The 24,131-nt window shown below is 67.3% G+C and carries 30 protein-coding genes; 4 read left to right on the top strand and 26 right to left on the bottom strand.

Annotated elements, in window-relative coordinates:
- Nucleotides 1–10: 10 nt before the first annotated feature.
- The gene (locus AC1C2Q_RS04385) at nucleotides 11–655 is read right to left on the bottom strand and encodes a LuxR C-terminal-related transcriptional regulator (protein ID WP_495429828.1); all 645 of its coding nucleotides are present in this window, start codon (nucleotides 653–655) and stop codon (nucleotides 11–13) included.
- A 257-nt stretch (nucleotides 656–912) separates the two neighbouring features.
- On the opposite strand from AC1C2Q_RS04385, the gene glmS reads away from it, so the two are divergent.
- The 4 genes from glmS to tsaE are packed head-to-tail and all read left to right on the top strand — an operon-like array spanning nucleotide 913 to nucleotide 4,743.
- Complete coding sequence (gene glmS / locus AC1C2Q_RS04380; protein ID WP_495449125.1) at nucleotides 913–2,757, top strand: glutamine--fructose-6-phosphate transaminase (isomerizing); 1,845 nt, start codon at nucleotides 913–915, stop codon at nucleotides 2,755–2,757.
- A gap of 23 nt (nucleotides 2,758–2,780) precedes the next feature.
- Complete coding sequence (locus tag AC1C2Q_RS04375; protein ID WP_495449124.1) at nucleotides 2,781–3,158, top strand: holo-ACP synthase; 378 nt, start codon at nucleotides 2,781–2,783, stop codon at nucleotides 3,156–3,158.
- Nucleotides 3,155–4,261 carry an alanine racemase gene (alr, locus tag AC1C2Q_RS04370; RefSeq protein ID WP_495449123.1) on the top strand — a complete coding sequence of 369 codons (1,107 nt, stop codon included), beginning with the start codon at nucleotides 3,155–3,157 and terminating at the stop codon, nucleotides 4,259–4,261. Before AC1C2Q_RS04375 ends, alr begins: the two co-directional genes overlap by 4 nt.
- Nucleotides 4,258–4,743: a tRNA (adenosine(37)-N6)-threonylcarbamoyltransferase complex ATPase subunit type 1 TsaE gene (gene tsaE, locus AC1C2Q_RS04365; protein WP_495449122.1), complete on the top strand. Its 486-nt coding sequence runs from the start codon at nucleotides 4,258–4,260 to the stop codon at nucleotides 4,741–4,743. The genes alr and tsaE overlap by 4 nt, the downstream gene beginning before the upstream one ends.
- Nucleotides 4,744–4,768: 25 nt before the next feature.
- Here the strand turns inward: tsaE and csrA are convergent, their stop codons facing one another.
- The 25 genes from csrA to fliS all read right to left on the bottom strand — a co-directional run bounded on the left by csrA (nucleotide 4,769) and on the right by fliS (nucleotide 24,130).
- Nucleotides 4,769–5,023, bottom strand: a complete 255-nt coding sequence (gene csrA / locus AC1C2Q_RS04360) for a carbon storage regulator CsrA (protein ID WP_495449121.1) — start codon at nucleotides 5,021–5,023, stop codon at nucleotides 4,769–4,771.
- A 9-nt stretch (nucleotides 5,024–5,032) separates the two neighbouring features.
- Complete coding sequence (locus tag AC1C2Q_RS04355) at nucleotides 5,033–7,135, bottom strand: flagellar biosynthesis protein FlhA (protein ID WP_495449120.1); 2,103 nt, start codon at nucleotides 7,133–7,135, stop codon at nucleotides 5,033–5,035.
- A complete protein-coding gene (locus tag AC1C2Q_RS04350; protein WP_495449119.1) occupies nucleotides 7,132–8,223 on the bottom strand; it encodes an EscU/YscU/HrcU family type III secretion system export apparatus switch protein in 1,092 nt (363 codons plus the stop codon). Before AC1C2Q_RS04350 ends, AC1C2Q_RS04355 begins: the two co-directional genes overlap by 4 nt.
- Nucleotides 8,220–8,981 carry a flagellar biosynthetic protein FliR gene (locus AC1C2Q_RS04345; RefSeq protein WP_495429815.1) on the bottom strand — a complete coding sequence of 254 codons (762 nt, stop codon included), beginning with the start codon at nucleotides 8,979–8,981 and terminating at the stop codon, nucleotides 8,220–8,222. Before AC1C2Q_RS04345 ends, AC1C2Q_RS04350 begins: the two co-directional genes overlap by 4 nt.
- A gap of 1 nt (nucleotide 8,982) precedes the next feature.
- Nucleotides 8,983–9,258, bottom strand: a complete 276-nt coding sequence (gene fliQ, locus AC1C2Q_RS04340) for a flagellar biosynthesis protein FliQ (RefSeq protein ID WP_495429814.1) — start codon at nucleotides 9,256–9,258, stop codon at nucleotides 8,983–8,985.
- Nucleotides 9,255–10,106: a flagellar type III secretion system pore protein FliP gene (gene fliP / locus AC1C2Q_RS04335; RefSeq protein WP_495449118.1), complete on the bottom strand. Its 852-nt coding sequence runs from the start codon at nucleotides 10,104–10,106 to the stop codon at nucleotides 9,255–9,257. The genes fliQ and fliP overlap by 4 nt, the downstream gene beginning before the upstream one ends.
- Nucleotides 10,103–10,579, bottom strand: coding sequence for a FliO/MopB family protein (locus tag AC1C2Q_RS04330; RefSeq protein ID WP_495449117.1), 477 nt, complete (start codon nucleotides 10,577–10,579; stop codon nucleotides 10,103–10,105). The genes fliP and AC1C2Q_RS04330 overlap by 4 nt, the downstream gene beginning before the upstream one ends.
- Nucleotides 10,580–10,608: 29 nt before the next feature.
- Nucleotides 10,609–11,268, bottom strand: a complete 660-nt coding sequence (fliN, locus tag AC1C2Q_RS04325) for a flagellar motor switch protein FliN (protein WP_495449116.1) — start codon at nucleotides 11,266–11,268, stop codon at nucleotides 10,609–10,611.
- A complete protein-coding gene (locus AC1C2Q_RS04320; RefSeq protein ID WP_495429810.1) occupies nucleotides 11,265–12,194 on the bottom strand; it encodes a flagellar motor switch protein FliM in 930 nt (309 codons plus the stop codon). The genes fliN and AC1C2Q_RS04320 overlap by 4 nt, the downstream gene beginning before the upstream one ends.
- Nucleotides 12,195–12,239: 45 nt before the next feature.
- A complete protein-coding gene (locus AC1C2Q_RS04315) occupies nucleotides 12,240–13,049 on the bottom strand; it encodes an OmpA/MotB family protein (RefSeq protein WP_495449115.1) in 810 nt (269 codons plus the stop codon).
- Nucleotides 13,046–13,855, bottom strand: a complete 810-nt coding sequence (locus AC1C2Q_RS04310) for a motility protein A (protein WP_495429808.1) — start codon at nucleotides 13,853–13,855, stop codon at nucleotides 13,046–13,048. Before AC1C2Q_RS04310 ends, AC1C2Q_RS04315 begins: the two co-directional genes overlap by 4 nt.
- Nucleotides 13,855–14,097 (bottom strand): flagellar FlbD family protein, encoded by a 243-nt coding sequence (locus AC1C2Q_RS04305; RefSeq protein ID WP_495449114.1) that lies wholly within the window; start codon nucleotides 14,095–14,097, stop codon nucleotides 13,855–13,857. Before AC1C2Q_RS04305 ends, AC1C2Q_RS04310 begins: the two co-directional genes overlap by 1 nt.
- Before the next feature lie 132 nt (nucleotides 14,098–14,229).
- Nucleotides 14,230–15,396, bottom strand: a complete 1,167-nt coding sequence (locus tag AC1C2Q_RS04300) for a flagellar hook protein FlgE (protein ID WP_495449113.1) — start codon at nucleotides 15,394–15,396, stop codon at nucleotides 14,230–14,232.
- 21 nt (nucleotides 15,397–15,417) lie between these two features.
- Complete coding sequence (locus tag AC1C2Q_RS04295) at nucleotides 15,418–15,837, bottom strand: flagellar hook assembly protein FlgD (RefSeq protein ID WP_495449112.1); 420 nt, start codon at nucleotides 15,835–15,837, stop codon at nucleotides 15,418–15,420.
- Between the two features lie 17 nt (nucleotides 15,838–15,854).
- A complete protein-coding gene (locus AC1C2Q_RS04290) occupies nucleotides 15,855–17,345 on the bottom strand; it encodes a flagellar hook-length control protein FliK (RefSeq protein WP_495449111.1) in 1,491 nt (496 codons plus the stop codon).
- Entirely contained in the window at nucleotides 17,342–17,764 is a 423-nt protein-coding gene (locus AC1C2Q_RS04285; RefSeq protein WP_495429803.1) for a flagellar FliJ family protein, read from the bottom strand. The genes AC1C2Q_RS04290 and AC1C2Q_RS04285 overlap by 4 nt, the downstream gene beginning before the upstream one ends.
- A complete protein-coding gene (locus AC1C2Q_RS04280) occupies nucleotides 17,761–19,056 on the bottom strand; it encodes a FliI/YscN family ATPase (RefSeq protein WP_495449110.1) in 1,296 nt (431 codons plus the stop codon). Before AC1C2Q_RS04280 ends, AC1C2Q_RS04285 begins: the two co-directional genes overlap by 4 nt.
- Nucleotides 19,053–19,658 carry a FliH/SctL family protein gene (locus tag AC1C2Q_RS04275; RefSeq protein ID WP_495449109.1) on the bottom strand — a complete coding sequence of 202 codons (606 nt, stop codon included), beginning with the start codon at nucleotides 19,656–19,658 and terminating at the stop codon, nucleotides 19,053–19,055. The genes AC1C2Q_RS04280 and AC1C2Q_RS04275 overlap by 4 nt, the downstream gene beginning before the upstream one ends.
- Nucleotides 19,648–20,652, bottom strand: a complete 1,005-nt coding sequence (gene fliG / locus AC1C2Q_RS04270; protein WP_495429800.1) for a flagellar motor switch protein FliG — start codon at nucleotides 20,650–20,652, stop codon at nucleotides 19,648–19,650. The genes AC1C2Q_RS04275 and fliG overlap by 11 nt, the downstream gene beginning before the upstream one ends.
- Entirely contained in the window at nucleotides 20,649–22,286 is a 1,638-nt protein-coding gene (gene fliF / locus AC1C2Q_RS04265; protein ID WP_495449108.1) for a flagellar basal-body MS-ring/collar protein FliF, read from the bottom strand. Before fliF ends, fliG begins: the two co-directional genes overlap by 4 nt.
- The gene (fliE, locus tag AC1C2Q_RS04260) at nucleotides 22,286–22,603 is read right to left on the bottom strand and encodes a flagellar hook-basal body complex protein FliE (RefSeq protein WP_495429798.1); all 318 of its coding nucleotides are present in this window, start codon (nucleotides 22,601–22,603) and stop codon (nucleotides 22,286–22,288) included. Before fliE ends, fliF begins: the two co-directional genes overlap by 1 nt.
- The gene (locus AC1C2Q_RS04255) at nucleotides 22,603–22,995 is read right to left on the bottom strand and encodes a flagellar basal body rod protein FlgC (protein ID WP_495429797.1); all 393 of its coding nucleotides are present in this window, start codon (nucleotides 22,993–22,995) and stop codon (nucleotides 22,603–22,605) included. Before AC1C2Q_RS04255 ends, fliE begins: the two co-directional genes overlap by 1 nt.
- The gene (gene flgB, locus AC1C2Q_RS04250) at nucleotides 22,992–23,336 is read right to left on the bottom strand and encodes a flagellar basal body rod protein FlgB (protein ID WP_495449107.1); all 345 of its coding nucleotides are present in this window, start codon (nucleotides 23,334–23,336) and stop codon (nucleotides 22,992–22,994) included. Before flgB ends, AC1C2Q_RS04255 begins: the two co-directional genes overlap by 4 nt.
- Nucleotides 23,337–23,447: 111 nt before the next feature.
- A complete protein-coding gene (locus AC1C2Q_RS04245; protein ID WP_495449106.1) occupies nucleotides 23,448–23,747 on the bottom strand; it encodes a hypothetical protein in 300 nt (99 codons plus the stop codon).
- The gene (fliS, locus tag AC1C2Q_RS04240; protein ID WP_495449105.1) at nucleotides 23,744–24,130 is read right to left on the bottom strand and encodes a flagellar export chaperone FliS; all 387 of its coding nucleotides are present in this window, start codon (nucleotides 24,128–24,130) and stop codon (nucleotides 23,744–23,746) included. The genes AC1C2Q_RS04245 and fliS overlap by 4 nt, the downstream gene beginning before the upstream one ends.
- Nucleotide 24,131: the final 1 nt, after the last annotated feature.

The raw sequence follows: 24,131 nt of genomic DNA, 5'->3' as shown, positions 1-24,131 counted from the left end.
CTGCGGGCGGCTATTCTGCGGGCGGCGGAAGGTAGCCGTCTTCGAGGCTCCGCCGGTAGAGGTCGACCTTGGTGTTCGCGGGGCGTCCGAGCCGCTGGTACAGCAGTTTGATGCGTTTGAGGTGGTCGTTCACGGTGTTCTCAGTGATGTGCAGAGCGTTGGCGACCTGTTTCGCACCCACACCGGATGCATACAGCGACAGCACCTCTCGTTCGCGTGCGGTCAGAGGGGCGGTGGCGAATTCCGGATCCGAGTCCAGCGTGATCGCCCACTCGCCGGTGACCGCCGGTTCTCCTGATGCGGCGGTGCGGATCGCCTGCAGGATCTGCTCTGGTGGTGCGGACTTGCGCACCACACCCAGGGTCGGGGCGCGCAGGGCCTCCCGCAGCAGGAACCGGTTGTCGCCGGAGGTTAGCACCAGCACCTCTGCGCCCGCCGCCCGCAGTCGCTGGATGTTCTCGGCCGGCTGCGATCCGTCACGAAGCAGAAGGTCGAGGACGACCAGGTCCAGCGGGATGCGGCGGGACAGCAGATCAGTGACAGTGGCGGCAGCACCGACGAAGGAAAGCTCCTCGGCACTCTCGATCAGCGGGCCGACAGCGAGCGCGACCAGGGCATGATCATCGACGATCGCCACATTCCAGGAAGTCGGCACGATCTCACCATAGAGGGAGGGCCGGTCACGTGGGGGAACGTGTCGCTGCGGCGGGTGAGGTGGCGCTGGTTGTCGCGTCGTGGTGGGTTGTGCGGCCATGTGCGACCCCTCGGCGCTGCGGGGTTGCCGGTCGGGCGGGTGAGGTGGCGCTGGTTGTCGTGTCGTGGCGGGTTATGCGGCCATGTGCAACCCCTCGGCGTTGCGCATCCGCATTTCGTTCAGAACCCTCGCAAATTTTCGGCCTTACCCTTGAGCGCATGTGTGGAATCGTCGGATACGTGGGCCCGCGCCCCAGCCAGGACATCCTTATCGCCGGCCTCGCCCGCCTCGAATACCGCGGCTATGACTCCGCTGGAGTCGCGATCATCGACGGCAACGGTGAGCTCGGAATGCGCAAGAAAGCGGGCAAGCTCAACATGCTGCGCGACTCGCTCGCCGACTCCCCGCTCAGCGATGGCAACACCGGCATCGGCCACACGCGCTGGGCGACCCACGGTGGGCCCACCGACGTCAACGCGCACCCGCATCTTGCTGACAACGACAAGCTCGCCGTCATCCACAACGGCATCATCGAGAACTTCTCCGCGCTGCGCGAGGAACTGCTCGCCGCCGGCACCACCTTCCGCAGCGAGACCGACACCGAGGTCGCCGCGGCACTGCTCGGTCAGGAGTACGCCAAGAGCGGCAACTTGCAGACCGCGTTCCAGAACGTCGTGAACCGTCTCGAGGGCGCTTTCACTCTTCTCGCGATGCACCAGGACCACCCCGGACTCGTCGTCGGCGCTCGCCGCAACTCGCCGCTCGTGATCGGCCTCGGCGAAGGGGAGAACTTCCTCGGCTCCGACGTCGCCGCCTTCGTCGAGCACACGCGCAAGGCGCTCGCCATCGGCCAGGATCAGATCGTCTCGATCACGCCTTCCACGGTCACGGTCACCGACTTCGAAGGCAACCCGGTCGAGGCCGAGCCGTTCGAGGTCTCGTGGGATGCCGCGGCTGCCGAGAAGGGTGGCTGGTCTTCGTTCATGGCGAAGGAAGTCTCCGAGCAGCCTGAGGCCGTCGCGAACACCATCCGCGGCCGCGTGCAGGACGGACATGTCATCATCCCCGAGCTTGAGGGACTGGACGAGCTCTTCATCGGTATCAACCGTGTGATCATCACGGCGTGTGGCACGGCATCCTATGCAGCCCTCGTCGGCAAGTACGCGATCGAGCAGTGGGCGCGCATCGCCACCGACGTCGAACTCGCGCACGAGTTCCGCTATCGCGACCCGGTGATCGGCGACGACACGCTCGTCATCTCGATCAGCCAGTCTGGCGAGACCATGGACACGCTGATGGCCGTCAAGTATGCCCGCGAACGCGGTGCGCGCACCCTGTCGATCTGCAACACCCAGGGCGCGACGATTCCTCGCGAGTCGGATGCCGTGGTCTACACCCACGCCGGCCCCGAGGTTGCCGTCGCATCTACCAAGGCGTTCTCTGCGCAGATCACCGCGCTGCTGCTGCTCGGCCTGCACATGGGCCGCGTGCGTTCGACGCTTCCCGCCGATTCGACGGATGTCGAAGAACTCACCACGCTGCCCGAGAAGATCGCGCGCGTTCTGGCGGAAGAGCACGAGCACGTCTCGCAGCTGGCGAGCTGGATGGCCGACACCCGATCGGTGCTGTTCCTCGGTCGTCACGTCGGCTACCCGATCGCGCTCGAGGGCGCGCTCAAGCTCAAGGAGATCTCATACATTCACGCTGAGGGCTTCGCTGCTGGTGAGCTCAAGCACGGTCCGATCGCGCTGATCGAGCCGGGCCAGCCGGTGTTCGTGATCCTGCCGTCGCCGCGTCACTCGGCGCTGATCCACTCCAAGGTGGTCTCGAACATTCAGGAGATCCGTGCGCGTGGGGCTCGCGTGATCGTGATTGCCGAAGAGGGCGACGCCGCTGTGCTGCCGTTCGCCGACGAGGTCATCCGGATCCCGCTCGCGGGCGCGATGTTCGAGCCGCTTCTCACGGTCGTTCCGCTGCAGATCTTCGCCATGGCGCTCGCGACGGCAAAGGGCCTCGACGTGGACCAGCCGCGCAACCTCGCGAAGTCCGTCACGGTCGAGTAGATCGGCCCGAGTAGGCTGGAACCGTGATCATCGGGACCGGCATCGACCTCGTCGACATTCCGCGGTTCGAGCGCACTGTGTCCCGAACCCCGCGGCTCTTGGAGCGACTTTTCGCACCGTCAGAGCGCACGCTCAGACTTCCTTCGCTCGCCGCACGCTATGCCGCGAAGGAAGCGTTGATCAAGGCGCTCGGCGGATCCGACGGGGTGCACTGGACTGAGATCGAAATCGCCTCAGAAGAGTCCGGCAGACCATATTTCAGGCTGTCGGGCACAACCGCCGACGTCGTGGAGCAGCGCGGCATCCTGCACCTGCACCTGACCATGTCGCACGATGCGGGTCTTGCCACGGCCTTCGTCGTCGCCGAAGGAGCACCGCGCGTCGCCGAGGGAGAAGCATGACCGTTCCGTTCCGCGAGGCCACCATCGAGATGGATGCCATCGCCGACAACACCCGGCACATTCGCCGTCTCACCGGCGTCGAGGTCATCGCCGTCGTCAAGGCCAATGCTTACGGTCACGGCGCTGCGCCGGCTGCCGTGGCCGCGCTCTCGGGCGGTGCTACTCGGCTCGGCGTTGCCGAGATCGCCGAAGCACTCGATCTGCGGCGCCAGGGGATCAACGCTCCGATCATGGCGTGGTTGCACGAGCCGGGCCAGCGATTCGAGCTTGCCGCGGCCAACCGCATTGAGGTGGGCATCTCGTCCTTCGACCAGCTGGAAGCCGCCGGGGCTGCAGCTGGCGTCAATCAGCCCGTCAGCGTGCACCTCAAGCTCGAGACAGGTCTTTCTCGCAACGGAATCGCGCCGAGCGACTGGAGTCGCATCTTCGCTGAGGCTGCGCGCCTGGAACGCATTGGACGCCTGCGCATCGTCGGTCTCTTCAGCCATTTGTCGAACGCCTCGCCCGAGGACGACCGTGAAGCGCTCGCCCGGTTCAACGAGGGGGTGGATGCCGCAGCATCCGCTGGTATTCGCCCTGAGATCCGCCACCTCGCGGCCACTGCCGCCGCGATCGACCTGCCCGAGACGCGCCTCGACGCCGTGCGTATCGGCATCGGGATCTACGGGCTGTCGCCGTTTGATGACCGCTCGTCGGCCGAGCTCGGGCTGCGACCGGCCATGACTCTGCGCGGTGCGGTTGCCGGCGTGCGACGCGTGCCCGCCGGTGCCGGCGTCTCGTATGGCTACGACCATCGCGCGAACCACGACACGACCCTCGCTCTGATTCCGCTGGGTTATGCCGACGGCGTCCCTCGTCAGGCATCCGGTCGTGGTCCTGTCGTCATCAACGGCCATCGGTTTACGGTGGCGGGCCGCATCGCGATGGACCAGTTCGTCGTCGACGTCGGCGACACCCACGTCGCGGTGGGCGATGAGGTGGTGCTGTTCGGAGACCCGACTCTGGGCGCCCCGTCTGCCACCGAATGGGCGAATGCGGCAGGCACCATCAACTACGAGATCGTCACGCGCATCGGAAACCGGGTGCCGCGGAGGAGCGCATGAGCGTCGATCCGGCTTTCCTCGGACGTCGCGAGATCGCGACCTCGGACGACATGGAGCGGCTGGGCTTCGTTATCGGCGAACAGTTGGATGCCGGAGACCTGCTGGTGCTCACCGGACCGCTCGGGGCGGGCAAGACGACCTTCACGCGGGGGCTTGCCGAGGGACTCGGCGTGCGCGGACCCGTTCAGAGCCCGACCTTCGTCATCGCCCGGACGCATCCCTCACTCGTCGGACGCGCCCCGCTCGTGCACGTCGACGCTTATCGACTGGGATCGGCGGCAGAGCTCGACGATCTCGACGTCGATCTCTCGCGCTCGGTCGTCGTGGTCGAGTGGGGGCGCGAGATGGCGTCGTCGATCGCGGATTCCTGGTGGGATATCGAACTCGAGCGCCCGGTTGGGGTCGCCGATGACGGCGTCGCGGACGAAGACCTGGATGCTGATGCTCCGCGGGTCGTGACGATCGAGCACATCGAGCGCTGAGGGCGCTGCGAGCGCTGAGTGCGGGCTAAGGAGCGGTCGATCTTGCGCGCTCGAGCGCTTCGACGATCGCACTCTCAGCTACATCGGCCGCGCCGGAGTCTGCGGCCGCTGAGGCGTTCTCTTCGCCAACGGCCTTGACGATCTCGGAACGCTGTATGCGTGTCTCGCGCGGCGCCTGAACGCCGATCCGCACGCTGTCGCCTTTGACGTCGAGAACCGTAACCTCGATCTCACCGCCGATCAGCACGCTCTCGCCGATCCGCCTCGTCAACACCAGCATCAGATCAGCCTACTGTGTCGCGGCATGAGAGCCGGCACCCAAGGGGATCGCCACACCTGCCGCTGCGCCCGCCGGCGCGGGCAGAGCTGCCGTGTCGCGGACCACTCCGATGGTCTCGATCGTGAGCGTCGAGGACGTCGCCTCGGTGTACGACAGCACCGGCAGCCCGTCCGTCTGCGCCGACACGAGTCGGCGGACGGCAGAACGCAGCGTCGGCGCGCACACCAGCACCGGCTCGCCACCGTCGCCGGCCCCGGCCACCGCCTGCTTCACGGATTTGATGACGGCCTCGAGCCGCTGCGGGTCGAACACGATCTGGGTGCCCTCCTCGCCTGTGCGAATGCTCTCCAGCATGGACTGCTCGAGCAGCGGGTTGATCATGATCACGCGCAGCGTGCCGGCTTCCGCGAAGCGCGCGGCGATCGCCGGCCCCAGCGCCGCACGTGCGACCTCGATCAGTCCGTCCGGTTCGGTCGATACCTTGGCGCGCAGCGCGAGAGCTTCGTAGATCCGGCTGAGGTCGTTGATCGGCACTCTCTCGGCCAGCAGTCCCTGCAGCACCCGCTGGATCTCGGCCAGCGACAACAGCGCGGGGGTGAGCTCCTCGACGGCCGCGGGCGAGACTTGCTTGAGCGCGTCGGTGAGTTGGCGAACGTCCTCCCGGCTCAGCAGACGTGCGGCCCCGGACTGGATGACGCTCGAAAGGTGGGTGATGATCACACTCGCCCGATCGATGACGGTGGCACCGGCGAGCTCCGCGCTGTGCCGCATTTCGGCGGGGATCCACTTGCCCTCTAGGCCGAAGACCGGGTCCACTCCTGCCACACCGGGCAGTGTGTCCAGCCCCTGACCGAGCGCGAGCACGGATCCGGACGGAGCTGTTCCTCGTCCGGCCTCCACGCCGGCGATCCGGATCGCATACGTCGACAGGGGCAACTCGATGCTGTCACGCGTTCGCACCGGAGGAACGACCAGGCCCAGATCGAGCGCGATCCGGCGTCGCAGGGTCTTCACCCGTGCGAGCAGGTCGTCCGGGCCGCCGGTGACCAGATCGACGATGTTCGGGGCCAGCAGGATCTCGAGGGCGTGCACCCGCATCTTCTCGATGAGCTCCTCCGGGTTCTCGGATACTGGTGCGGTCGGCGTCTGCGCCTGCACCGCCGCCTCCTTCCGCACCTGCGAGGCTTTGATCCGCTGCCCGGCGAACAGCAGCAGGGCTCCGATCGCGACGAACGGCAGCACCGGCATCCCCGGGATCAACGCCATCACGATGGCCGCGCAGCCCGCGATGTTCAGAGCCATGCGACTCTGGCCGAGCTGGGCGGTTGCTTCCTGCCCCATCTCGCTCTCCGCGTTAGAGCGGGTGACGATCATGCCGGTCGACACGGCCATCAGCAGTGCGGGGATCTGCGTGACGAGGCCATCTCCGATCGTGAGCAGGCTGTACGTGCTCACGGACTCTTCGATCGACATCCCGTGCGAGACGATGCCGATCGCGATGCCGCCGATGAGGTTGATGATGATGATCACCAGGCCAGCGATCGCGTCACCCTTGACGAACTTCGATGCGCCGTCCATCGCGCCATAGAAGTCCGCCTCTGCGGCGACCTCGGCGCGACGCTCGCGCGCCTGCACGTCGGTGATGAGCCCGGCGTTGAGATCGGCGTCGATCGCCATCTGCTTTCCGGGCATGGCGTCCAGGGTGAATCGCGCACCGACCTCGGCGACGCGCTCTGCGCCCTTGGTGACGACGACGAACTGGATCACGACGAGGATCAGGAACACCACGGCGCCGATGATCAGCGAGCCGCCGACCGCGATCGCGCCGAACGCCTCGATCACCTGTCCGGCATAGGCCTCGCCGAGGACGAGACGTGTCGAGGCGACGTTCAGGCCGAGTCGGAACAGCGTCCCGACCAGCAGTAGCGAGGGGAACACCGAGAAGTCCAGTGGCTTCTTCACGAACATCGTCGTCAGCAGGATCACGAGCGCGAACATGATGTTCAGGATGATGAGGACATCCAGCAGCGGCGGCGGGATCGGAACCACCAACAGCATGATGATGCCGACGACGCCTACCGGCACCGCCAGCTTGCTCAGCACGGACTTCATACGGTCCTCCTCTGGGGAAGGGAATGGATGCCGCGCGCGGATCCGCGTCGGCGAAGCGTGTCGACGAACACCAGTACTCGGGCGACGGCGTTGTATAGGTCTTCAGGAATCTCCTGGCCGAGCTCGCACGCGGCGTGCAGCGCGCGAGCGAGTGGGATGTCGCGCACCATCGGGACGCCAGCCTCTGCGGCCTTCTCACGGATGCGATCGGCAATGATGCCGCTGCCCTTCGCGACGATCTTGGGGGCCGAGCGACCCGGCTCGTAGCGGAGGGCGACGGCCACGTGCGTGGGGTTCACGAGGACGACGTCGCTGCCGGCGACGGCGGAGATCATGCGGTTCCGGCTCATCGCGAGCTGACGCGAGCGTCGCTGCTGGCGGATCAGAGGATCGCCCTCGCTGCTCTTGCTCTCGTCGCGCACCTCGCGCTTGGTCATTCGGGTGTGCTTCTTGTTGCGGCGCATGACGACGAACACATCGATCGCCGCCAGAGCGACCCCCACGACGATCGCCGTCTGCAGCAGCGCAGCAGTGCCGTCCGCGGCCGTGCCGAGGAGCCTGCTGATCGAGTGTGCTCCGCTGGCGGACAGCACCGGTATCAGGCCGGAGATCACGATCCACAGCGCGATTCCGATGGCCGCGGTCTTCAGCAGCGCTTTGACGCCTTCCCACAGGGCCTGCATCCCGAATACCCGGCGGATGCCGGAGACGATGTTGAACTGCTCGAATCGTCCGGAGAGTTTGCGCACGTGCACTCCGCCCTGCACCGCGGCGCCCAGCAGAGTGACGATGGCGACCGTGGCGAGCATGGCGCCGAGAGTGGGTAGCACCGAGGCGAGTCCGCGCCCGAGGGCATCGAGCGCTGAGGTGGTGCTGGGGGCCTTGGCGATCGCGGTCATCGTGATGAGCTGCTCGGTGCCGGCCGACGTCCCCAGCGCGATCGTCGCTGGCATTCCGATCGCCGCCGCGCCGATGCCGAGCCAGGCGGTCAGATCCTGGCTTCGGGAGATTCGTCCCTTCTGCCTGGCTTCCTTCAGGTGCCGGTCGGTGGCCTGCTCGCTGCGTTCACTGCTGTCGCTGTTGCTCATTCGCTCACCCCCCGCATCATCTTGAAGGCCGTTGAGGAGAGCGCGTCGACGATGCCGGGAAGGGCGACGTACACGAGTCCTGCGAGCATCAGAGTGAGCAGGATCTTCACCGGGAAGCCCATCGCGAACGCGTTCAGTGCGGGCGCGACGCGCGTGATGAGACCAAGGCCGACGTCGGCGAGAAACAGGACCAGCACAAGGGGGCCGGCGATCTGCACGGCAGCCAGCACCATCTGTGAGACGCCTTCGACGAGGATCCGCGCCGGATCGGCGATCTCGAATAGGCCATTGACCGGCACAGCCTCGAAACTGCGGGCGAGTCCGGCGATGATCAGCTGATAGCCGCCGGAGGCGAACAGCAGCGTGATTGCCGTGAGGTGGAACAGGCGGGTGAACTGGGCGCCGTTGACCTGTGATGCCGGATCGAACGCCTGCGCGAGCTGGAAACCGCCGAACACGTCGATCAGGCTGCCGGCGGCCTGAACGGCAGAAAAGCACAGCATCACGAGGAAGCCCAGCAGCGCCCCGGTGAGCACCTGCACAGTCAGTGCGCCGAAGAACGCCGCGGTCTCCAGGTTTTGATATCCGGGCGCCACCGTTGACCCCATAGCCAGTGCCAGGCCGACCGCGAGCATCGCCTTGACCCTGGCCGGGATGGCGCCGTACGAGAAGGGCGGCGCGATCACCAGGAAAGCGGTGATCCGTACGGCTGCCAGCATCGTCGCCTCCAGCCAGGCGAAGTCAACGGGGATGTGCACGTCATCCCCCGCTCAGCAGCATCGGGATGCGGTCGAACATCTCGTGCGTGAACGCGATGATCTCGGCGATCATCCAGTTTCCACAGACGAGAAGCGCGATGCCGACGGCGACGATCTTCGGAACGAACGAGAGCGTCACCTCCTGCACCTGCGTGATCGACTGCAGCAGCGAGATCGCGAAGCCGACCACCAGTGCGGTGATCAGGATCGGGGCCGCGAGCTTCGCGGCGATCAGCAGCCCCTGCGCTCCGATGTCGAGCACGGCCTCCGGGCTCATCCGACACCCCCGTAGCTTTCCAGCAACGACCGGATTATGAGGCCCCAGCCATCGACGAGGATGAACAGCAGGATCTTGAACGGCAGCGAGATCATCACTGGCGGCAGCATCATCATGCCCATCGACATCAGTGCAGCGGCCACGACGATGTCGATCACAAGGAACGGCACGAAGATGACGAACCCGATGATGAACGCGGCCCGCAGTTCGGAGAGCATGAACGCGGGGATCAGCATGTACAGGGGCACGCTCGCCGCATCCGCCGGGTTCGCGTCTCCTGCCGCACGGGCCATCAGGGCGAGATCCTCCTCGCGCGTGAAGGCCAGCATCCACTCCTTCAATGGCGCCTGGCCGATGTCTACGGCCTGAGCGAAGCTCAGCGAGCCGTCAATGTATGGCTGCACCGCGACCGTGTTGATATCGGTGAGCACCGGCCACATGATGAAAATCGACAGGAACAGCGACAGCCCTGCGAGCACCTGGTTCGGCGGGATGGTCGGCAGCGAGAGAGCATTGCGGGTCATCGCCAGCACCACGAAGATCTTCGTGAACGACGACATCATCAGCAGCAGTGCCGGCACGATCGACAGCAGCGTGATGCCCAGAAGAGTGAGGATGGATGTCGACGGCGAGCCGTCCACACCGTTGATATCGATCGTGATGCCTTCGGAGTCCTCCGCCGGATCGGCGGGATCCGTCGGGGCCATCGGCACGTCGGCGGTGACCGGGGCGGCGTGCGCCGGCGACTGGATCAGCAGCGTGATCACCGCGACCACGAGCAGCACGGCGGCGATCAGTACGACCCAGCGCAGAGCGCGACCGCGGGCCACCGAGGACGAAGCGCTCATCGTGCGCGCCGGATGGCCTCGGCCGTCTGGCGCCAGGTGCTGGGGGAGAGGATAGAACCGTGCAGAGCATCGTTGCGGTGGCGCACGCGCAGGCGCAGCGGCGGTACGTCTTCGGCAGCGGATGCGGCGAGCGCCTGGTCGAAGTCATGAACCGGAGACTGCTGCCCGTCCTGCCACGTCTGTGTGCTCTCCTGCGTGAGGAGGTTCTGCTCCGCTGCGCTTCCCACCGGAATGTTCGTCGAACGGCGGTCCGCCGCCGGCAGACGATCGACGACGTTCACGCCGTGTTCGGTGACGCCGAGCACGTAGCGGGCATCCTCGGTCTGCACGATCACGAGCTGCGCTTTGGCGCCGAGGCCCTGACGGCCCAGCACCGTGATCGTCTCGGCGTCGCGCTTGCGTGCCGTGCTGCGCGACAGTCGCCGTTGCAGGTACCAGAGCAGACCGAGCACCGCCGCCAGGGAGACGGCCACGCGCAGCAGCAGGAGCAGGTCGTCCAGGATCAGACCTCGATGTTCTCGAGGATCCGAGTGATGCGCACCGCATAGTCCTGGTCGACCACGACGATCTCGCCGTGCGCGATGATCCGGCCGTTGAGCTTCACATCGGCTGGAGCGCCCGCTGAGCGATCCAGCTCGACGATGCGACCCGGCTCCAGATCGAGGACGTCGCGGACGGCCATGCGGGTGCGGCCGATCTCCACGGTCAGGTCCATCTCGACGCCGGCGATGCGGTGCAGGCGTCGAGACGCCGTGGACGTGGCGGCGGGGGCGCGCGTGATCCGAACGGCGAGACGGCCGATCGTGTGCCCAGTCTCGTCCTGCAGATCGAAGACCTGGGCGAGAGCGTCGGAAAAGATCGGTGAAGCATCCTGCATGGTCGCCTCGCCGAGAGTGCCAGGGCCGAGCGCGCCGGCCGCGGCATCCAGAGCGCCCTGCAGACGAATGGTGAGCGGAGCATCCGCGAGACCATCGATGAGCGCCTGCGGGTCGAGGATCTGCACGGCCAGCTGACCGCTCGATTCGCCGACGTACGACACGACGACGGCGTCGCCGGTGTCACCGGAAGGTTGCGAGGCGCGCGTGACAGTGACTCCCGCGGTGGGGAGCTTCGCCGCGAAGGCAGCGGCGACGGCGGATTCGTAGGCGGTGGTATTGGTCACGCGGACTCCTCGGCGGGGGCGGGATCGGGGACGGTGGCGGTCACGACGCACGCGAGGCGGGCGCCGCTGGTTCCGACGGCTGCGGTGGCGATGGTGTACCCGTCGACCACGAGATCGAGGGGGCGGTCGGCGGAGTGCGGCAGAGACACGAGGTCGCCGACGGACAGCCCAAGGACCTCGCTGGGACGGACGGTGCGTGTGGCGAGGCGCAGTGCGACCTCGACCGGAGCCAGCTCGACCTGTCGTCGCATGAGGCCGGTGCCTGCGACCTGGGCGGTGCCGGAATCGCGTGTCGAGAAGCCGTCGATGATCACGTCGGCCGGCAGCATGACGCTGGCCGGCACTGTGCGACCTCCCAGGCGCATCGAAAGCTGCGCGACGATCACCAGATCTGCATCTGCGGACACCTGCGCGAACTGCGAGCTGTGCTGGATGCCGGTGATGGTGATACCGCTCGGGAGCAGTCCGCCCAAAGCGCCGGTGAGCTGGGTGATGGCATCCGCCATGACCGCGCGGATCAGTGCCTGCTCGATCGCGGTGAGCGTGCGATCCTCGCCAGCCGCGACCGGACGGCCACCGACCATCTGCACGATCCACACGTTCGCGACCGAGAGCGGGAACTGCACGACGATGCGTCGATCCGTCTCGGGCAGAGCGCACACCACCATGGTCGTCGTCGACGGGAGGGAGTTCGTGTACTCCGCGTAGGTCTGCGTCGCGACGCGTTCGACCGTGACGTGCGCGCGACCGCGGGTATGAGCGGACAGCTCAGGTGCCCACTGGCGGGCGAACGTCTCGAACGCGACCTCGAGTGCCCGGGTGTGTTCGCGCGACAGCGAAGCAGACCGGCCGAAGTCGTACACCTCGACGTCGCCATGCACCTGTTCCGCGGGCACGCTCGTACGTACGCTGTCCTGAATCACCACGAACTCGACTATCGGGTGATGGGCGGCGTGCGTAAGCAGAGCGGATCAGAAGCTGGGTTTCGCCCCCTGAAGTCCAGGGAGGAGCTCGCGCACCCCCTCATCGGCATCCGAGAGGACCACCACGTCAACGCGTCGGTTCTGAGCCAGCGCGTCGTCGGCCGACCCCTCCGCCACGGGGCGCGCATCCCCGTAGCCAACGGATTTGATTTGCGTGGGGTCGACGCCGACGGCCTCGACGAAGCGCCGGAGCACCTGCGTGGAGCGACCGACCGAAAGCTCCCAGTTCGTGGCGAACGGCGCTGCAGCCGAACGCTGATCGGCGTGGCCCTCGACGGAGATCTCGTTTGTCACGTCTACCAGCACACCGCCGAGAGTGTCCAGCAGCGTGATCGCCTCTGCGTTGAGGTCAGTGCTGTTCGTGGCGAAGTAGGTCTCTGCGCTGACCAGCCCGATCGTGAGCCCGCGGTCGTCGATCGTGAACGTCGCGGCATCCTCGAGGTGTTGTTCGATCAGTGCCTGGCGCAGGCGCTCGCGCAGAGCCGTGAGCTCATCGAGTTCGACCTGTGCGGCGTTGAGCTCGGCTTCCATGAAGCCCTGCGCGTCTTCCTTGAGCAGTTCGGCGGGCACGACGACACCCTCCGAGACATCGGTGTCCTCCGATGCCTCCTGTCCGAACCCCGTCGCCAGGGAGGCGCTCAGCGCCTCGAACTTCTCCTTGTCGACCGTTGACATCGCGAAGAGCACGATGAACAGACACATCAGCACCGTGATCATGTCGAGGTACGACGCCATCCAGCGCTCATCGGGTCCACTGTGGTCATCGTGCGGGACCCGCCTGCGCGCCCGCACGCTCATGGCGTCAGCGCCGGATCCGCGGCCCCTCGGTCCGCACCCCTGCGGTTGGATTTCGTTTGCGAACGGTCGGAGACCAGCGCCCGCAGGCGCTCTCCCACGAACTGCGGAGGCGATCCGGCCTGCACGGCCAGCATGCCTTCCATCACCAGTGTCATCCGCTCAACCTCCAGCTCACCCATTCGTTGGAGCCGGCCGCCGATCGGCAGCCAAATGAAGTTCGCCGACAGCAGGCCCCACAGTGTGGCGACGAACGCGGCGGCGATCATGTGTCCGAGCTCTTCGGGCTGGTCGAGATTCTCGAGGGCGTGCGTCAGCGAGACGACCGTGCCGACGATGCCGACTGTCGGCGCGAACCCGCCGAGGGTCATGTAGAACTTGGATGCGGTGCGATTGCGCGCTGCGGCGGACGTAATCTCATCCTCCATCAGCGTGCGCAGCTCTTCAGCGTCGACACCGTCGGCGATGCTTTGCAGCGACTGGCGCAGGAACGGATCCTTCTCGTCGCCGAGCGAGTGCTCGAGGGCGAGGAGCCCCTCGGAACGCGCCTTCTCCGCGTAGCCGGTGATCTGGTCGATCATGCTGGAAGCGGTGCCGCGGTCGCCGCGGAATGCACGTGGCAGGGCTTTGATCGCGTAGATGAAGTCGCGGATGGTGCCGGTGGCGATGCCGATTGCGATGGTGCCGCCGAAGACGAGGATCATGGGGGCCGGCAGCAGCAGAGCCGTGATGGAGGCGCCCTCCATGGTGATCATGGCGAGCAGGGCACCGAAGGCGAGGACGAGGCCGATGATGAGCGACGGGTCCATCAGTGCACCGCCTCCGCATCGTCAGCGTGGGAGATGGCGGAGCCGGTCCAGTTCGCGGCGGTCGCGAGAACGCTTGCGCGATAGTCGCTGATCTTCGCGATCACCTCGTCCATCGTCTCGGTGACGACGAAGGTCGCGGCATCCACCAGGATGATGGTGGTATCGGGGGAGGCCTGGATCCGCTCGATCAGGTCAGGGTTCAGCGCGAACCGGGTGCGATTCAGGCGCGTGACGACGATCATGGGCTCCATCCTGGAAAATCCGTCCTGACACCGTGGGGCGGCAGGACAACGCGGCCCGTCCTGGGCCGTCGGTGAACACTGTCGGCATCCGACTCGCTCGCGTTAGCCGAGCGAGTCGGATGCCGCGGTTGATCAGCGCTTGAGGTTGGTCAGCTCCTGCAGTACTTCGTCGCTTGTGGTGATGATGCGCGCGTTCGCCTGGAACCCGCGCTGCGCGACGATGAGGTTCGTGAACTCCTGGGAGAGATCGACGTTCGACATCTCCAGTGCGCCGCTGATGATGCCGCCGAGCCCGTCGGTCCCGGCCGCGCCGATCGTCGCCTCGCCTGAGTTCGTGCTCGGTCGGTAGTGCGAAGAGCCCGCCTTCTCGAGCCCGCCGGGGTTCGTGAAGCCGGCCAGCGCGAGGCGGGCCAGGACCTCGGTGTCACCGTTGCTGAACGTGCCGACGAGGCTGCCATCCTCGGTCAGGGCATAGGAGAGCAGGGTGCCGGCCGGAGAGCCGTTCTGCTCGCCGAGCGTGAGGGTGCTGAGATCCGCGTAGCCGGTGAGCGTCGACAGGTCGACGGTGATGCCGCCGGAGACGATTGATGAACCTGCAACGGTCTGCTCGCCGTCCACGAAGGGCAGCGAGACCGCCGGCGTCCCGGTGCCGTCGGTGACGTCCCACCCGGTGGCGGTGCGCGTGAACGTGAGCTGCAGCATGCTGGCGGCGCCTTCGGCGTCGTAGACCTGCAGGTCGCGGACGAGCGTTTCGTCGATGGCGGTGTCGGAGGGAAGGTTGCCGGCCGCGGATGCCGTCGTCGTGGACTTGCCGGGAGCGATCGCGCCGATGGGCAGCGTAATGGCTCCCACGCCCTGGCCGGGAGTGATCACGCCGTTGTCGGCGGTCCAGCCCTGCACGAGCGCGCCGTCGGCGGTGACCAGGCGACCGGCCGCATCGAAGTCGAACGAGCCGTTGCGGGTGTACAGCGTCTCTCCGCCGGAGCGGATCATGAAGAAGCCGTCGCCGGTGATCATCAGATCGGTGGGCACACCGGTGGCCTGTGGGGTACCGGAGGCGAAGTTAGTGCTGATAGCGGACAGCTGCACGCCGAGGCCGACCTGAGCGGGGTTGGATCCACCGGCATTCGCCTGGGGCAACGTCGAATTCTGCACAAGCTGGGCCAGGGATTCCTGGAACTGCACGGACGACCCCTTGAAGCCGATCGTGTTGACGTTGGCGATGTTGTTGCCCGTGACATCGAGCATCGTCTGGTGCGAACGCAGGCCCGAGATGCCGGCGTAGAGGGAGCGGAGCATGGTGATGCCTTTCTGAAGGGGTCAGGGACGAAGGGAGAGTCCGGAGATGGCGTCGAGTGACACCGAGGCGTCGCCGACGGTCACCATCGGCACCGGGCCGTTGAACGAGACAGCGCTGACGATGCCGGTCTGGGTGACACCGTCGGCGTCGACATACTGCGCCTCCTGGCCGATCAGCGCAGCGGCGGTCTGACGCATGCTGAGAGCGAAGTTCTCGTTTGTGGTCTGCGTCAGGGCGGTGAGCTGCTCCATCGACGCGAGCTGAGTGGTCTGTGCGATCATCTCGTTCGTGTCCATCGGAGAGCTCGGATCCTGGTTCGACAGCTGGGTGACGAGAAGCTTCAGGAAGACTTCGGAGTCCAGGGTCTGCTTCGGCGCGGCGGTCGCGGTGGTGGTGCCGGTGTAGATGCTGGTGCCAGTGATCGGTTCGACTGTGGTCATTGGGGATTCCTCTCGGATCAGGCGTAGACGTCGATGCCGCCGTGCGGCGATTCGAGGAACGGCGGTGTCGGGACGGGATGCTGCGGCTCGTCGTCGGTGTCGGGGGTGGCGGCGCGACCCGCATGGGTCTGCGAACTGTTCGCGCTCTGTTGGCCAGGTGTCCCTGGCCCGGTCGATCCCGCACCGCCCGCGTGTGCACCCGACGAGCTTGAACCCGTCGGGCTGTCCTGGCTGCCCAGGGAGAGCGAGGACATCGGCGCCGCGGCGGCGAGGTCTCGGCGCAGGTCGGCGAGGATCAGGCGCAGCGCTTCGCGCCCGGCATCCGTGGCGGAGACGAGCTCGACGTGGATCGCACCGCCGGAGATGTGGGCGCGCACGGTCACAGGGCCGAGGTTCTCGGGAGAGATCGTCAGCGTCATCCGGTGCTCGCCTTCCGGCGCCTGCGCGAGTGCGATGACTGGCGCGGACAGCTGCGGCAGCAGGGCCGGACGCGCAGCGGCCGCCGCCGGTACGTTCGGGATCGCGGCGGGTGCCGAAGCAGGGGTGGCGCTGACGGCGGGCAGGGCAGGTGCAGCGTCAGCGGTCGCGTAGGCATCACTCGCCGCGTTCGGCAGCGCGGCCGGCGCGATTCCAGTGGTCAGGGGCTGCTGGCCGCGAAGGTCGGCGCGGACCTCTGGCTGTATGCCGGCAGGGGTCGCAACCTGGGGCGACGATTCCGCGAGTGCTGAATCCGCGGATGACGGCATCGGGGCGGCGGTGGCGGATGCAGAAGTGGTCGTAGAGGGAGCCGTGGTCGACAGGGCGGCGGCGGAGGACGACGCCGAGAGGGTCGCAGGCACGGAGCCCGGCGTCGCGGCCTTCGACCGGGCGTCTGGCGGCAGCACCTCGGGCGGCACCTCGGATGGCACAGTGGCGGGCAGTGCCACCTGTGGGCTCGACGTGGCGGGGAGAGCGGTGGCGGGCGCTGCCGCGGCGGGTACTGCCGCGGGCTCGGTCGGCGCGGCGTCGGTCGGCGCGGGCACGGTTTGCGCGGCGTCGGTCGGCACCGCGTCGGTCGGCGCGGGCTCGGTCGGCACAACATCAATCGGCACCGCGTCGGTCGGCACAGCGTCGGTGGGCACAGCGTCGGTGGGTGCCGTCACGTCGGCATCGGCCGGCGGAGCCTCGGCGGTGTGCTCTTCGGCGCCCGCAGGCGGCATGCCGCTTACGATCACGCCGAACGGGGCGGAGGGCAGCAGCGGCGGCGCCGAGACCGTATCGGCGGCGGCATCCGCGCCGGCCATCCCCTCGCCGGTAGTGTCGGTGCTCTCTCCGTCGGCCGCGTCGGTCGGCGCATCGCCGCCCTGCGAGTCCGAGAGAGCGAGGGAGGGGGAGGCATGACCGGATGCCGCCTGCAGGATGGCCTCGGCGAAGGCCGTCGCCGCCGTGCTCGTCGAGGTCCCGCGCGCCGGGGAGACGCTGGCCGGAGCGGCGGTTGCGGTGCCGGTGAGGAATCCAAGCATGCTCATGAGCCGTCCTCCGCCCTGGAGCGTGCGGCGATCTCGTCGATCTCGATCTGCTCGGTGCGCAGATCTTCGGAACGCTCACGCAGCGCGTGCGCCTGGGCGAGACGTTCGAGTCCTCGCACCTCGCGCCGCGCCTCGCGGTGCTGCACGCGGGCGTCCTGCACCGTCTGCTGCTGCATCGTCGACAGCGATTCGAGATCGGCCAGGAGGCTGCGGCCGGACACACGTGCGGCGGCGAGCGCTGCGAGGGAGCGCACGTCGACGGCATCCGAACCGGCGCCAGCCAGCGCGGCACGTAACTGGCGGTCGCGCGCTCTGGTCTGGTCCGCGTCGATGACCGCTCGTGAAAGCCGTTCGGCGGCGGCGCGCTCCTGGATGCCGCGCACCCGCATCAAGCCGGAGAGGGAGAACTTCTGTGTCATGAGATGTCTCCGAACGTCGCGACGAGCCCGGCAAGACGCCGCCAGGATTCGTCTGACTGACTCACTTCGTCGAGCGGCTGGGTAAGAAAGGCCGAGATCTCTCTCGCGCTGGCCAGTGCGGCATCCACTCGTGGGTTGGCACCGGCGTGGTACGCCCCGATGTCGATGAGGTCGTCGGCGCCCCGGCGAGCTGCGAGTACTGAGCGCAGTGTGGTCGCGAGAGCACGCTGCTCGGCGGAGGTGATCTTGCCCGCCACGCGGGATATCGAAGCGAGCGCATCGATCGCCGGATGGTGTCCAGACAAGGCGAGCTTGCGATCCAGCACCACATGACCGTCGAGGATCGAGCGCACCGCATCGGCGATGGGTTCATTGTGATCATCGCCGTCCACGAGCACGGTGTAGATGCCGGTGATGGACCCGCCCCGATCCGTGCCGGCCCGCTCCAGAAGCCCTGCCAGCATAGAGAACGTCGACGGCGGATACCCGCGCGTGGCTGGCGGCTCCCCGGCCGACAGGCCGATCTCGCGCTGCGCCATTGCCACGCGGGTCAGGGAATCCATCATGAGGACTGCGTGCGCTCCCTCGTCACGGAAGGCCTCGGCAATGCGGGTAGCAGTGAACGCCGCACGCATACGCGCCATCGCCGGCTGGTCAGAGGTGGAGACGACCACCACCGAGCGGGCGAGGCCTTCAGCGCCCAGATCGTCTTCGATGAACTCGCGCACCTCACGCCCGCGCTCGCCGACGAGGGCGATGACGGTGGCCTCAGCCTCGGTGCCCCGCGCGATCATCGACAACAGCGATGATTTGCCGACGCCGGATCCTGCGAACAGGCCGACGCGCTGACCGCGCCCGACGGGGGCGAGCGTGTCGAGTGCACGCACGCCCAGCGCCATTGGGGCGGTGATCCGGTCGCGACCCATGACCGATGGCGTCGCGTGATCGAGGGTTACCCGAGGCGCGTTGATCGGCCCCTTGCCGTCGATCGGACGGCCGAGACCATCCAGCACTCTGCCCAGCAGTGCCCTGCCGGTCGGTACGCGCAGTGCGCCGCTGCGGCGCCGTACCGGCGCGTCAATCGCAAGTCCGGCAACGGAGTTCAGCGGCATGCAGCGCATACCGTCACGACCGGTTGCGACCACCTCGGCTTCGATGTCGTCGCCGAGCAGTACGACGTCGCCAACCGCGCACTCCACGCCGCGCACCTGGACGCTGAGTCCTCGCACCTGCGAGACCTGTCCGATGCGCTCCGGGCGTGCGGCCTCGAGAACGGCCGCCCAGACACTCATGGACCATCCTCCTCGAGCGCACGTCTGGCGCGATCGAGAGCGGCGGCGACACGTGCATCGACGAGGCCGTCCTGCACGCTCACGAGTGCATCGCCGCGGGCGAGGGCATCATCTGCCACGACCGTGATGCCCTCAGGCATCGAGTCGATCTGCTCCAGAACAGCGATGTCGTCCGGGTGCAGGCGCACCTCGTGCACCCGGGCTGGTTCGGCGCCTGCCAGCGCACGGCGCACGGCCGCAGTGGCCGATCTCTCGTCGTCGCTCAGCTCGTCAGCGACGATGAGTTCTGCGAGTTCGACGGCATGACGCAGGACGCTCTGCTGAGCGACCACCGCGAGCGAATCCGCACGGCTCGCGAGCTGCGCGGTCGCTGAGTGCAGTGAGGCCACGGCCCGCTGGACGAATGCCACGGTCTCGGCCGCGCTGGACTGCCGCTCTGCATCGGCGCGCGCTGCAGCGGCTTCTGCGGTGGCTGTCGCCACGCGGAAGCCCTCGGCGTGCCCCTCGGCATAGCCCCGCAGCTGCGCCTGCTTTCGCTCGAGCACGGTCTCCGCGCCGAGCAGGCGCGGAAAGATCGAGGGTGCGAAAGCGTCAGTAGACATACTCGTCCTCGTCGGTGCGCTGCACCGTGATGTCTCCCGCGGCCTCGAGGGCACGGATCATCCGCACGATCTCCGCCCTGGCCTCTTCCACCTGCGACATCCGCACGGGGCCGAGGGCGAGTGTCTCCTCCGCGATACTCTCGCGGTTGCGCTCCGAGACGTTGCGGTTGATGAGCTCGGCGATCGCGTTGTTCGTTCCCTTGAGCGCCAGCGCGAGCGAGCGGATGTCCAGGCTGCGCAGCACCCGCTGGGCGTCGCGATCTTCGAGCTTGACGATGTCGGCGAAGGTGAACATGCGAGAGCGGATGTCTTCGGCCAACGCGCTGTCGCGGTCTTCGATGCTCGCCAGCAGTGCCTTCTCGACGCTCGCGTCGGAGCGGTTGATCATCTCCACGAGCGGCTGCACGCCGCCCAGGGCTTCCGGAGCCTCCCGGCTCGAGAAGACGCCGGATCTCGCCTTGATAGCGTCGGCGACGATCGTGATCGCCTCCTGCGTCGCGGTGCCCATCGTGGCGATCGCATGCGCGACGTCCGCGCGGGCGACATCGGGGAGCGCAGTCAGTACGGCCGCCGCCTGGTCGACCTGCAGGTGGGCGAGGACGAGAGCGACGGTCTGTGGCATCTCGCCGTCGAGCAGCGTGGCCAGCTGCCCTGGCTCGGCAGCCCCGAGGAAGTCGAACGCGGAGTTCGACATCGCCGAGTTCACCCGCCCCAGTACCGCGGCCGCGCGTTCGGAGCCGAAGGATGCCTGCAGCAGGCCCTCGGCGACGTCACGCCCGCCGCGTGCAGGGGGTAGGTGTCCGGAGGCCACTTTCTGGAAGTCAGCGAGCGCGCGCGCGGTCGTCGCGGTGTCCAGATTCTGCAGGCCGATGATCTCGGCAGCGATCGTCTCGGCGTCATCCTCGGACAGGTGTTTCATGACCTCGATGGCGTGCGCCCGATCAAGGTTCATCAGCACAATGGCGGCCGTCTGCCGGCCGGTCAGACCACTCATACCGGCTGCCTATCGTCGAGGAAGGTGCGCAGCAGTTCGGCCGTGCGCTGGGGATCGCGTCCCGTAAGAGCATCCAGCTCGGCGCGGCGACGTTCCAGACTCACCTGCGCTGGTTCGGAGGTGAGTTCGAGCTCAAGATCCGGATCGGGCTCCGGGTCGCTGAACTGCATCGGCACCGTGGGGGACTGCTCGATCTGCGCGAATGGGTCCGTCGTCATCGAGGCAATCGACGACAGAGGCGCAGGTCGCTCGCCGAACAATGAGTCGAACTCGTCCTGCTTCTCGGCGCGACGCCGGGTCCGGATGACGTAGATGATGACGCCCGCTAGCAGCGGCACCGCGATGGCGGCGGCGATGATCACCGTGCTCAGCAACGACGAAGCCCGCTCTGCGTCGGCAGCGTCCTTGGCGGCTTGAAGGGCGGCCTGCGCCGCTTCCGCGCCGGTCTGGCTGAAGGCCACGAACTCGACCGAGAGGCCATCCCCGCGTTCCGGGTCGATGCCGGCCGCGGCCGCAACGAGATCCTCGAGCTGTACGACGCCGATGTCGTTTGCCGCCGCGGCGTTCACCGCTACCGACACCGACTGACGGGTGAGCCCGCCCGAAGGAGTCGTCGTGGACTCGACGCTCTTGTTCACGACGTTGGTGTTCGTCTCCTCAGTCGACTCGTAGGTGCCGTTCCCGTCGCCGTCCGGAACGGCGATGTTGTCCGGTCCGAGCACGCCGGCGTCGGTCTCGCCGCCATTGCTCGTCTCGGTGCGGACCTGCTCGGAGACCGGGGGCGTGCCTTCGGCCGGGGTGTAGGTCTCATCCAGCCGCTCGTTCACGGAGCGGTCGACCTCGGCGACGACCGAGACTTTCGAGTTGCCTGCGCCGACGACGGCATCCAGCATCTGCTGGACGGCGGCCGTGACGCGCAGCTCATAGTCGCTTGCCTGCTGATCAACCCCACCGGTTGTTCCGATGCCTGCGGCGGACAGGGTCTTGCCTGACTGGTCGATGACGGCGACGTTCTCGGTCTTCAGACCAGAGACGGCTGCCGAGGTGAGGTGCACGATCGCCTCGACCTGCTCGCTGCCCAACTCCGTGCGGTCACCCGTCTCGACGAACACGGAGGCGGTCGGATCGACCGTCTCCGAGACGAAGACGCTCTCCTCGGGGATGGCCAGCTGCACCGACGCCGCCGTGACACCGTCCAGGGCAGCAATCGTCGCGGCCAGCTCGCCTTCGATGGCGCGCTTGTAGGTCACGGACTGCTGGAACTCCGACGAGGTGACCCCCATGGAATCGAGCAGCGAATAGCCGTCCGAGCCCGTGCTAGGGAGCCCTGCCGCGGCGGCCGTGAGCCGCTGATCGTAGACGTCGGACTCCGGCACGAGCACCGTCGATCCGCCCGAGGTGAGCTCATAGGAGACGCCGGAAGACCGAAGCTGTTCGACGACGGCGTTCGCGTCGCTGGCGCTCAGGCCCGAGAACAACGGGGTCATGTTCGGGCGGGTCAGCCAACTGGACAGCGCGATCGCACCAAGCACCAGTGCGGCAATGCCGATGATTGCGATAGTGCGCTGCGCGAGGCTGAAACTCGCGACGGCGCGCCCGAGCCGCTGGAAGATGTTCGTGACGGCCTGCGGCATCAGGCTTGCATCCGCATGATCTCGTTGAACGCGTCGACGCCCTTGTTGCGGACGGCCGCGACGAGCTCGAGCGTGACGGCGGCGCGTGTCGAGGCGATCATCGAGGCGTGGATGTCATTCAGGTCGCCGGTCACCGCTGCGACCTTGAGGACGTCCGAGTTGGCCTGCAGCCCGCTCAGCTCGTCGATCGCGCCGGTCAGGCTTGCCGCGAATCCCGAATCGTCCCCCGTGGTGGTGGTGTTCGGCGTGGCGCTCTGGCCGGTCACGGCGGAGGCCAGTGCGGCGGAGAGTCCCTCGACGCCGGAGACGGCGGCCATCAGTTGCGCCCAATCTGGAGTGCGGACTCGTACGTGTTCCTGGCGCGATCGACCACGGCCGCACTTGCCTCGTAACCGCGCTGGGCCATGATGAGCTGGCTCATCTGGTCGCCGAGGTCGATGTCGGGGTAGCGGACGTATCCGTCGGCATCCGCCAGGGGATGCTCCGGGCTGTAGGCAAGACGGCCCTCGGCGTCGCCGAGCGCCGTCCCTGCCACGTACACGCCAGGGGACTGATCGCTGTTCTGAACGACCACGTATCGCTCGCGGAAGGCATCGCCATCAGTCGCGGTTGCGGTGTTGATGTTGGCGATGTTGTCGCTGAGCGCGTCGAGCCACTTGCGGTGGACGGTCAACCCGGTGCTGGCGATGCCAATGGCGTCGAAAGTCATGATGTGGTCCTCAAAGCGGTGCGTACGGACGAGAACGACCCATTGATCGCCTGCGTCGCGAACTGGTAGCGCAGCATCGTGTCGATGCTGGAAAGCGTCTCGGTGTCCAGGTTGACGTTGTTGCCGTCCAGGCGCGTCGGTTCGAGTGATTCCGCGGTCGTCGCGGTGGTGCGTCCCTCCCCGACGGCGATGGACTCCGCGAGAGCCTCCTCGAACAGCACCCGCTTGGCGTGATAGTTCGGGGTGTTGACGTTGGCGATGTTGTCGGCGATGGCGCGCTGTCGCAGCGCGAGGCCGTCGAGAGCGCTCGAGAGCGCTGTCATGGTCACAGAATCGAACACGAACCCAGTTCCCGTCGGTGGGCGATGTGGCCGATCCATGGCCGAGTCAGTCGAGCGTTCCCTGCTCTGAGTGCTCTATCGGCCGGAGCGCACGATTCGTTAGGAGCGCTCTCAAGCGCTCGTGTCGAGATAGGCGGGGGTGTCGTCCGCGTGCGCCGACGGCACACGGCGCAGTGCATCCAGGTGACCGCGCAGTTCGTCCATCTCGGCGCGGGTGAGCAGGATCTGCTCCTGCTGCCGGGCCAGCAGTGCCTGTACCCGGCCGACGAATTCGACTGGCAACATCGTGGAAGGGGCAGTCCACGCCGCGCCCGGTTCCTCTGGAAATGCTGTGGCCGAGCGCGTCGACGATGCCGTGTCGAGGTCGCGTTCGAAGCGATCCAGCAGCGTCGACCAGGCCGTGTCGGTCATGAGTCGACCGCCGTGAGGCTCATGGCGGCTTCATGCCAGGCGTCCCGCAGCGGCGCGACGAGCTCGCGACAGCTGTGCGTGCGTTCCGGATCGCGGCCGATGTTCGCGCCGATGAGGGTCTGGGTCAGAAACGTGTACACGGCGCGCAGCCCCGTGCTGCCGTTCCAGGTGTCGGTGAGCGAGGATGACAGCTCAGCGACGATGGACTGCGCGTGCTGCAGCTGTGCGTTCGCGGTAACCCAGTCCTCGGCGCGCTGCGCAGCCTCACCCCGGTCGATGTCGAGCAGCAGACGGTCGTACAGCATCGTGACAAGACGCTCCGGCGTGGCCGAGAGAACAGCGTCCTCCTGATAGCGCAGCTGGGCGCGGGCGGCGGCGTTCATC

Source organism: Microbacterium sp. Y356 (assembly GCF_059445355.1).
The sequence above is the reverse complement of the archived record's forward strand: the minus strand, read 5'-3'. Positions and strand labels throughout refer to the sequence as shown.

Bases quoted from the DNA above. Each gene is read 5' to 3' on its own strand.
- fliE (WP_495429798.1), bottom strand. From the start codon at position 22,603: ATGGCCGCCGTCTCCGGCGTCGAGGGACTCTCCGCCGCACTGGCCTCC.
- fliG (WP_495429800.1), bottom strand. From the start codon at position 20,652: ATGAGTGGTCTGACCGGCCGGCAGACGGCCGCCATTGTGCTGATGAAC.
- tsaE (WP_495449122.1), top strand. From the start codon at position 4,258: ATGAGCGTCGATCCGGCTTTCCTCGGACGTCGCGAGATCGCGACCTCG.
- fliF (WP_495449108.1), bottom strand. From the start codon at position 22,286: ATGCCGCAGGCCGTCACGAACATCTTCCAGCGGCTCGGGCGCGCCGTC.
- AC1C2Q_RS04285 (WP_495429803.1), bottom strand. From the start codon at position 17,764: ATGACACAGAAGTTCTCCCTCTCCGGCTTGATGCGGGTGCGCGGCATC.
- fliQ (WP_495429814.1), bottom strand. From the start codon at position 9,258: ATGAGCCCGGAGGCCGTGCTCGACATCGGAGCGCAGGGGCTGCTGATC.
- AC1C2Q_RS04275 (WP_495449109.1), bottom strand. From the start codon at position 19,658: ATGTCTACTGACGCTTTCGCACCCTCGATCTTTCCGCGCCTGCTCGGC.
- csrA (WP_495449121.1), bottom strand. From the start codon at position 5,023: ATGCTGGTGTTGACGAGGCGGATCGGCGAGAGCGTGCTGATCGGCGGT.
- AC1C2Q_RS04315 (WP_495449115.1), bottom strand. From the start codon at position 13,049: ATGAGCGTGCGGGCGCGCAGGCGGGTCCCGCACGATGACCACAGTGGA.
- alr (WP_495449123.1), top strand. From the start codon at position 3,155: ATGACCGTTCCGTTCCGCGAGGCCACCATCGAGATGGATGCCATCGCC.
- AC1C2Q_RS04280 (WP_495449110.1), bottom strand. From the start codon at position 19,056: ATGAGTGTCTGGGCGGCCGTTCTCGAGGCCGCACGCCCGGAGCGCATC.
- fliP (WP_495449118.1), bottom strand. From the start codon at position 10,106: ATGAGCGCTTCGTCCTCGGTGGCCCGCGGTCGCGCTCTGCGCTGGGTC.
- AC1C2Q_RS04295 (WP_495449112.1), bottom strand. From the start codon at position 15,837: ATGACCACAGTCGAACCGATCACTGGCACCAGCATCTACACCGGCACC.
- AC1C2Q_RS04290 (WP_495449111.1), bottom strand. From the start codon at position 17,345: ATGAGCATGCTTGGATTCCTCACCGGCACCGCAACCGCCGCTCCGGCC.
- AC1C2Q_RS04245 (WP_495449106.1), bottom strand. From the start codon at position 23,747: ATGACCGACACGGCCTGGTCGACGCTGCTGGATCGCTTCGAACGCGAC.
- AC1C2Q_RS04300 (WP_495449113.1), bottom strand. From the start codon at position 15,396: ATGCTCCGCTCCCTCTACGCCGGCATCTCGGGCCTGCGTTCGCACCAG.
- AC1C2Q_RS04355 (WP_495449120.1), bottom strand. From the start codon at position 7,135: ATGAAGTCCGTGCTGAGCAAGCTGGCGGTGCCGGTAGGCGTCGTCGGC.
- AC1C2Q_RS04305 (WP_495449114.1), bottom strand. From the start codon at position 14,097: ATGATCGTCGTCACGCGCCTGAATCGCACCCGGTTCGCGCTGAACCCT.
- fliS (WP_495449105.1), bottom strand. From the start codon at position 24,130: ATGAACGCCGCCGCCCGCGCCCAGCTGCGCTATCAGGAGGACGCTGTT.
- AC1C2Q_RS04255 (WP_495429797.1), bottom strand. From the start codon at position 22,995: ATGACTTTCGACGCCATTGGCATCGCCAGCACCGGGTTGACCGTCCAC.
- AC1C2Q_RS04350 (WP_495449119.1), bottom strand. From the start codon at position 8,223: ATGAGCAACAGCGACAGCAGTGAACGCAGCGAGCAGGCCACCGACCGG.
- AC1C2Q_RS04310 (WP_495429808.1), bottom strand. From the start codon at position 13,855: ATGGACCCGTCGCTCATCATCGGCCTCGTCCTCGCCTTCGGTGCCCTG.
- glmS (WP_495449125.1), top strand. From the start codon at position 913: ATGTGTGGAATCGTCGGATACGTGGGCCCGCGCCCCAGCCAGGACATC.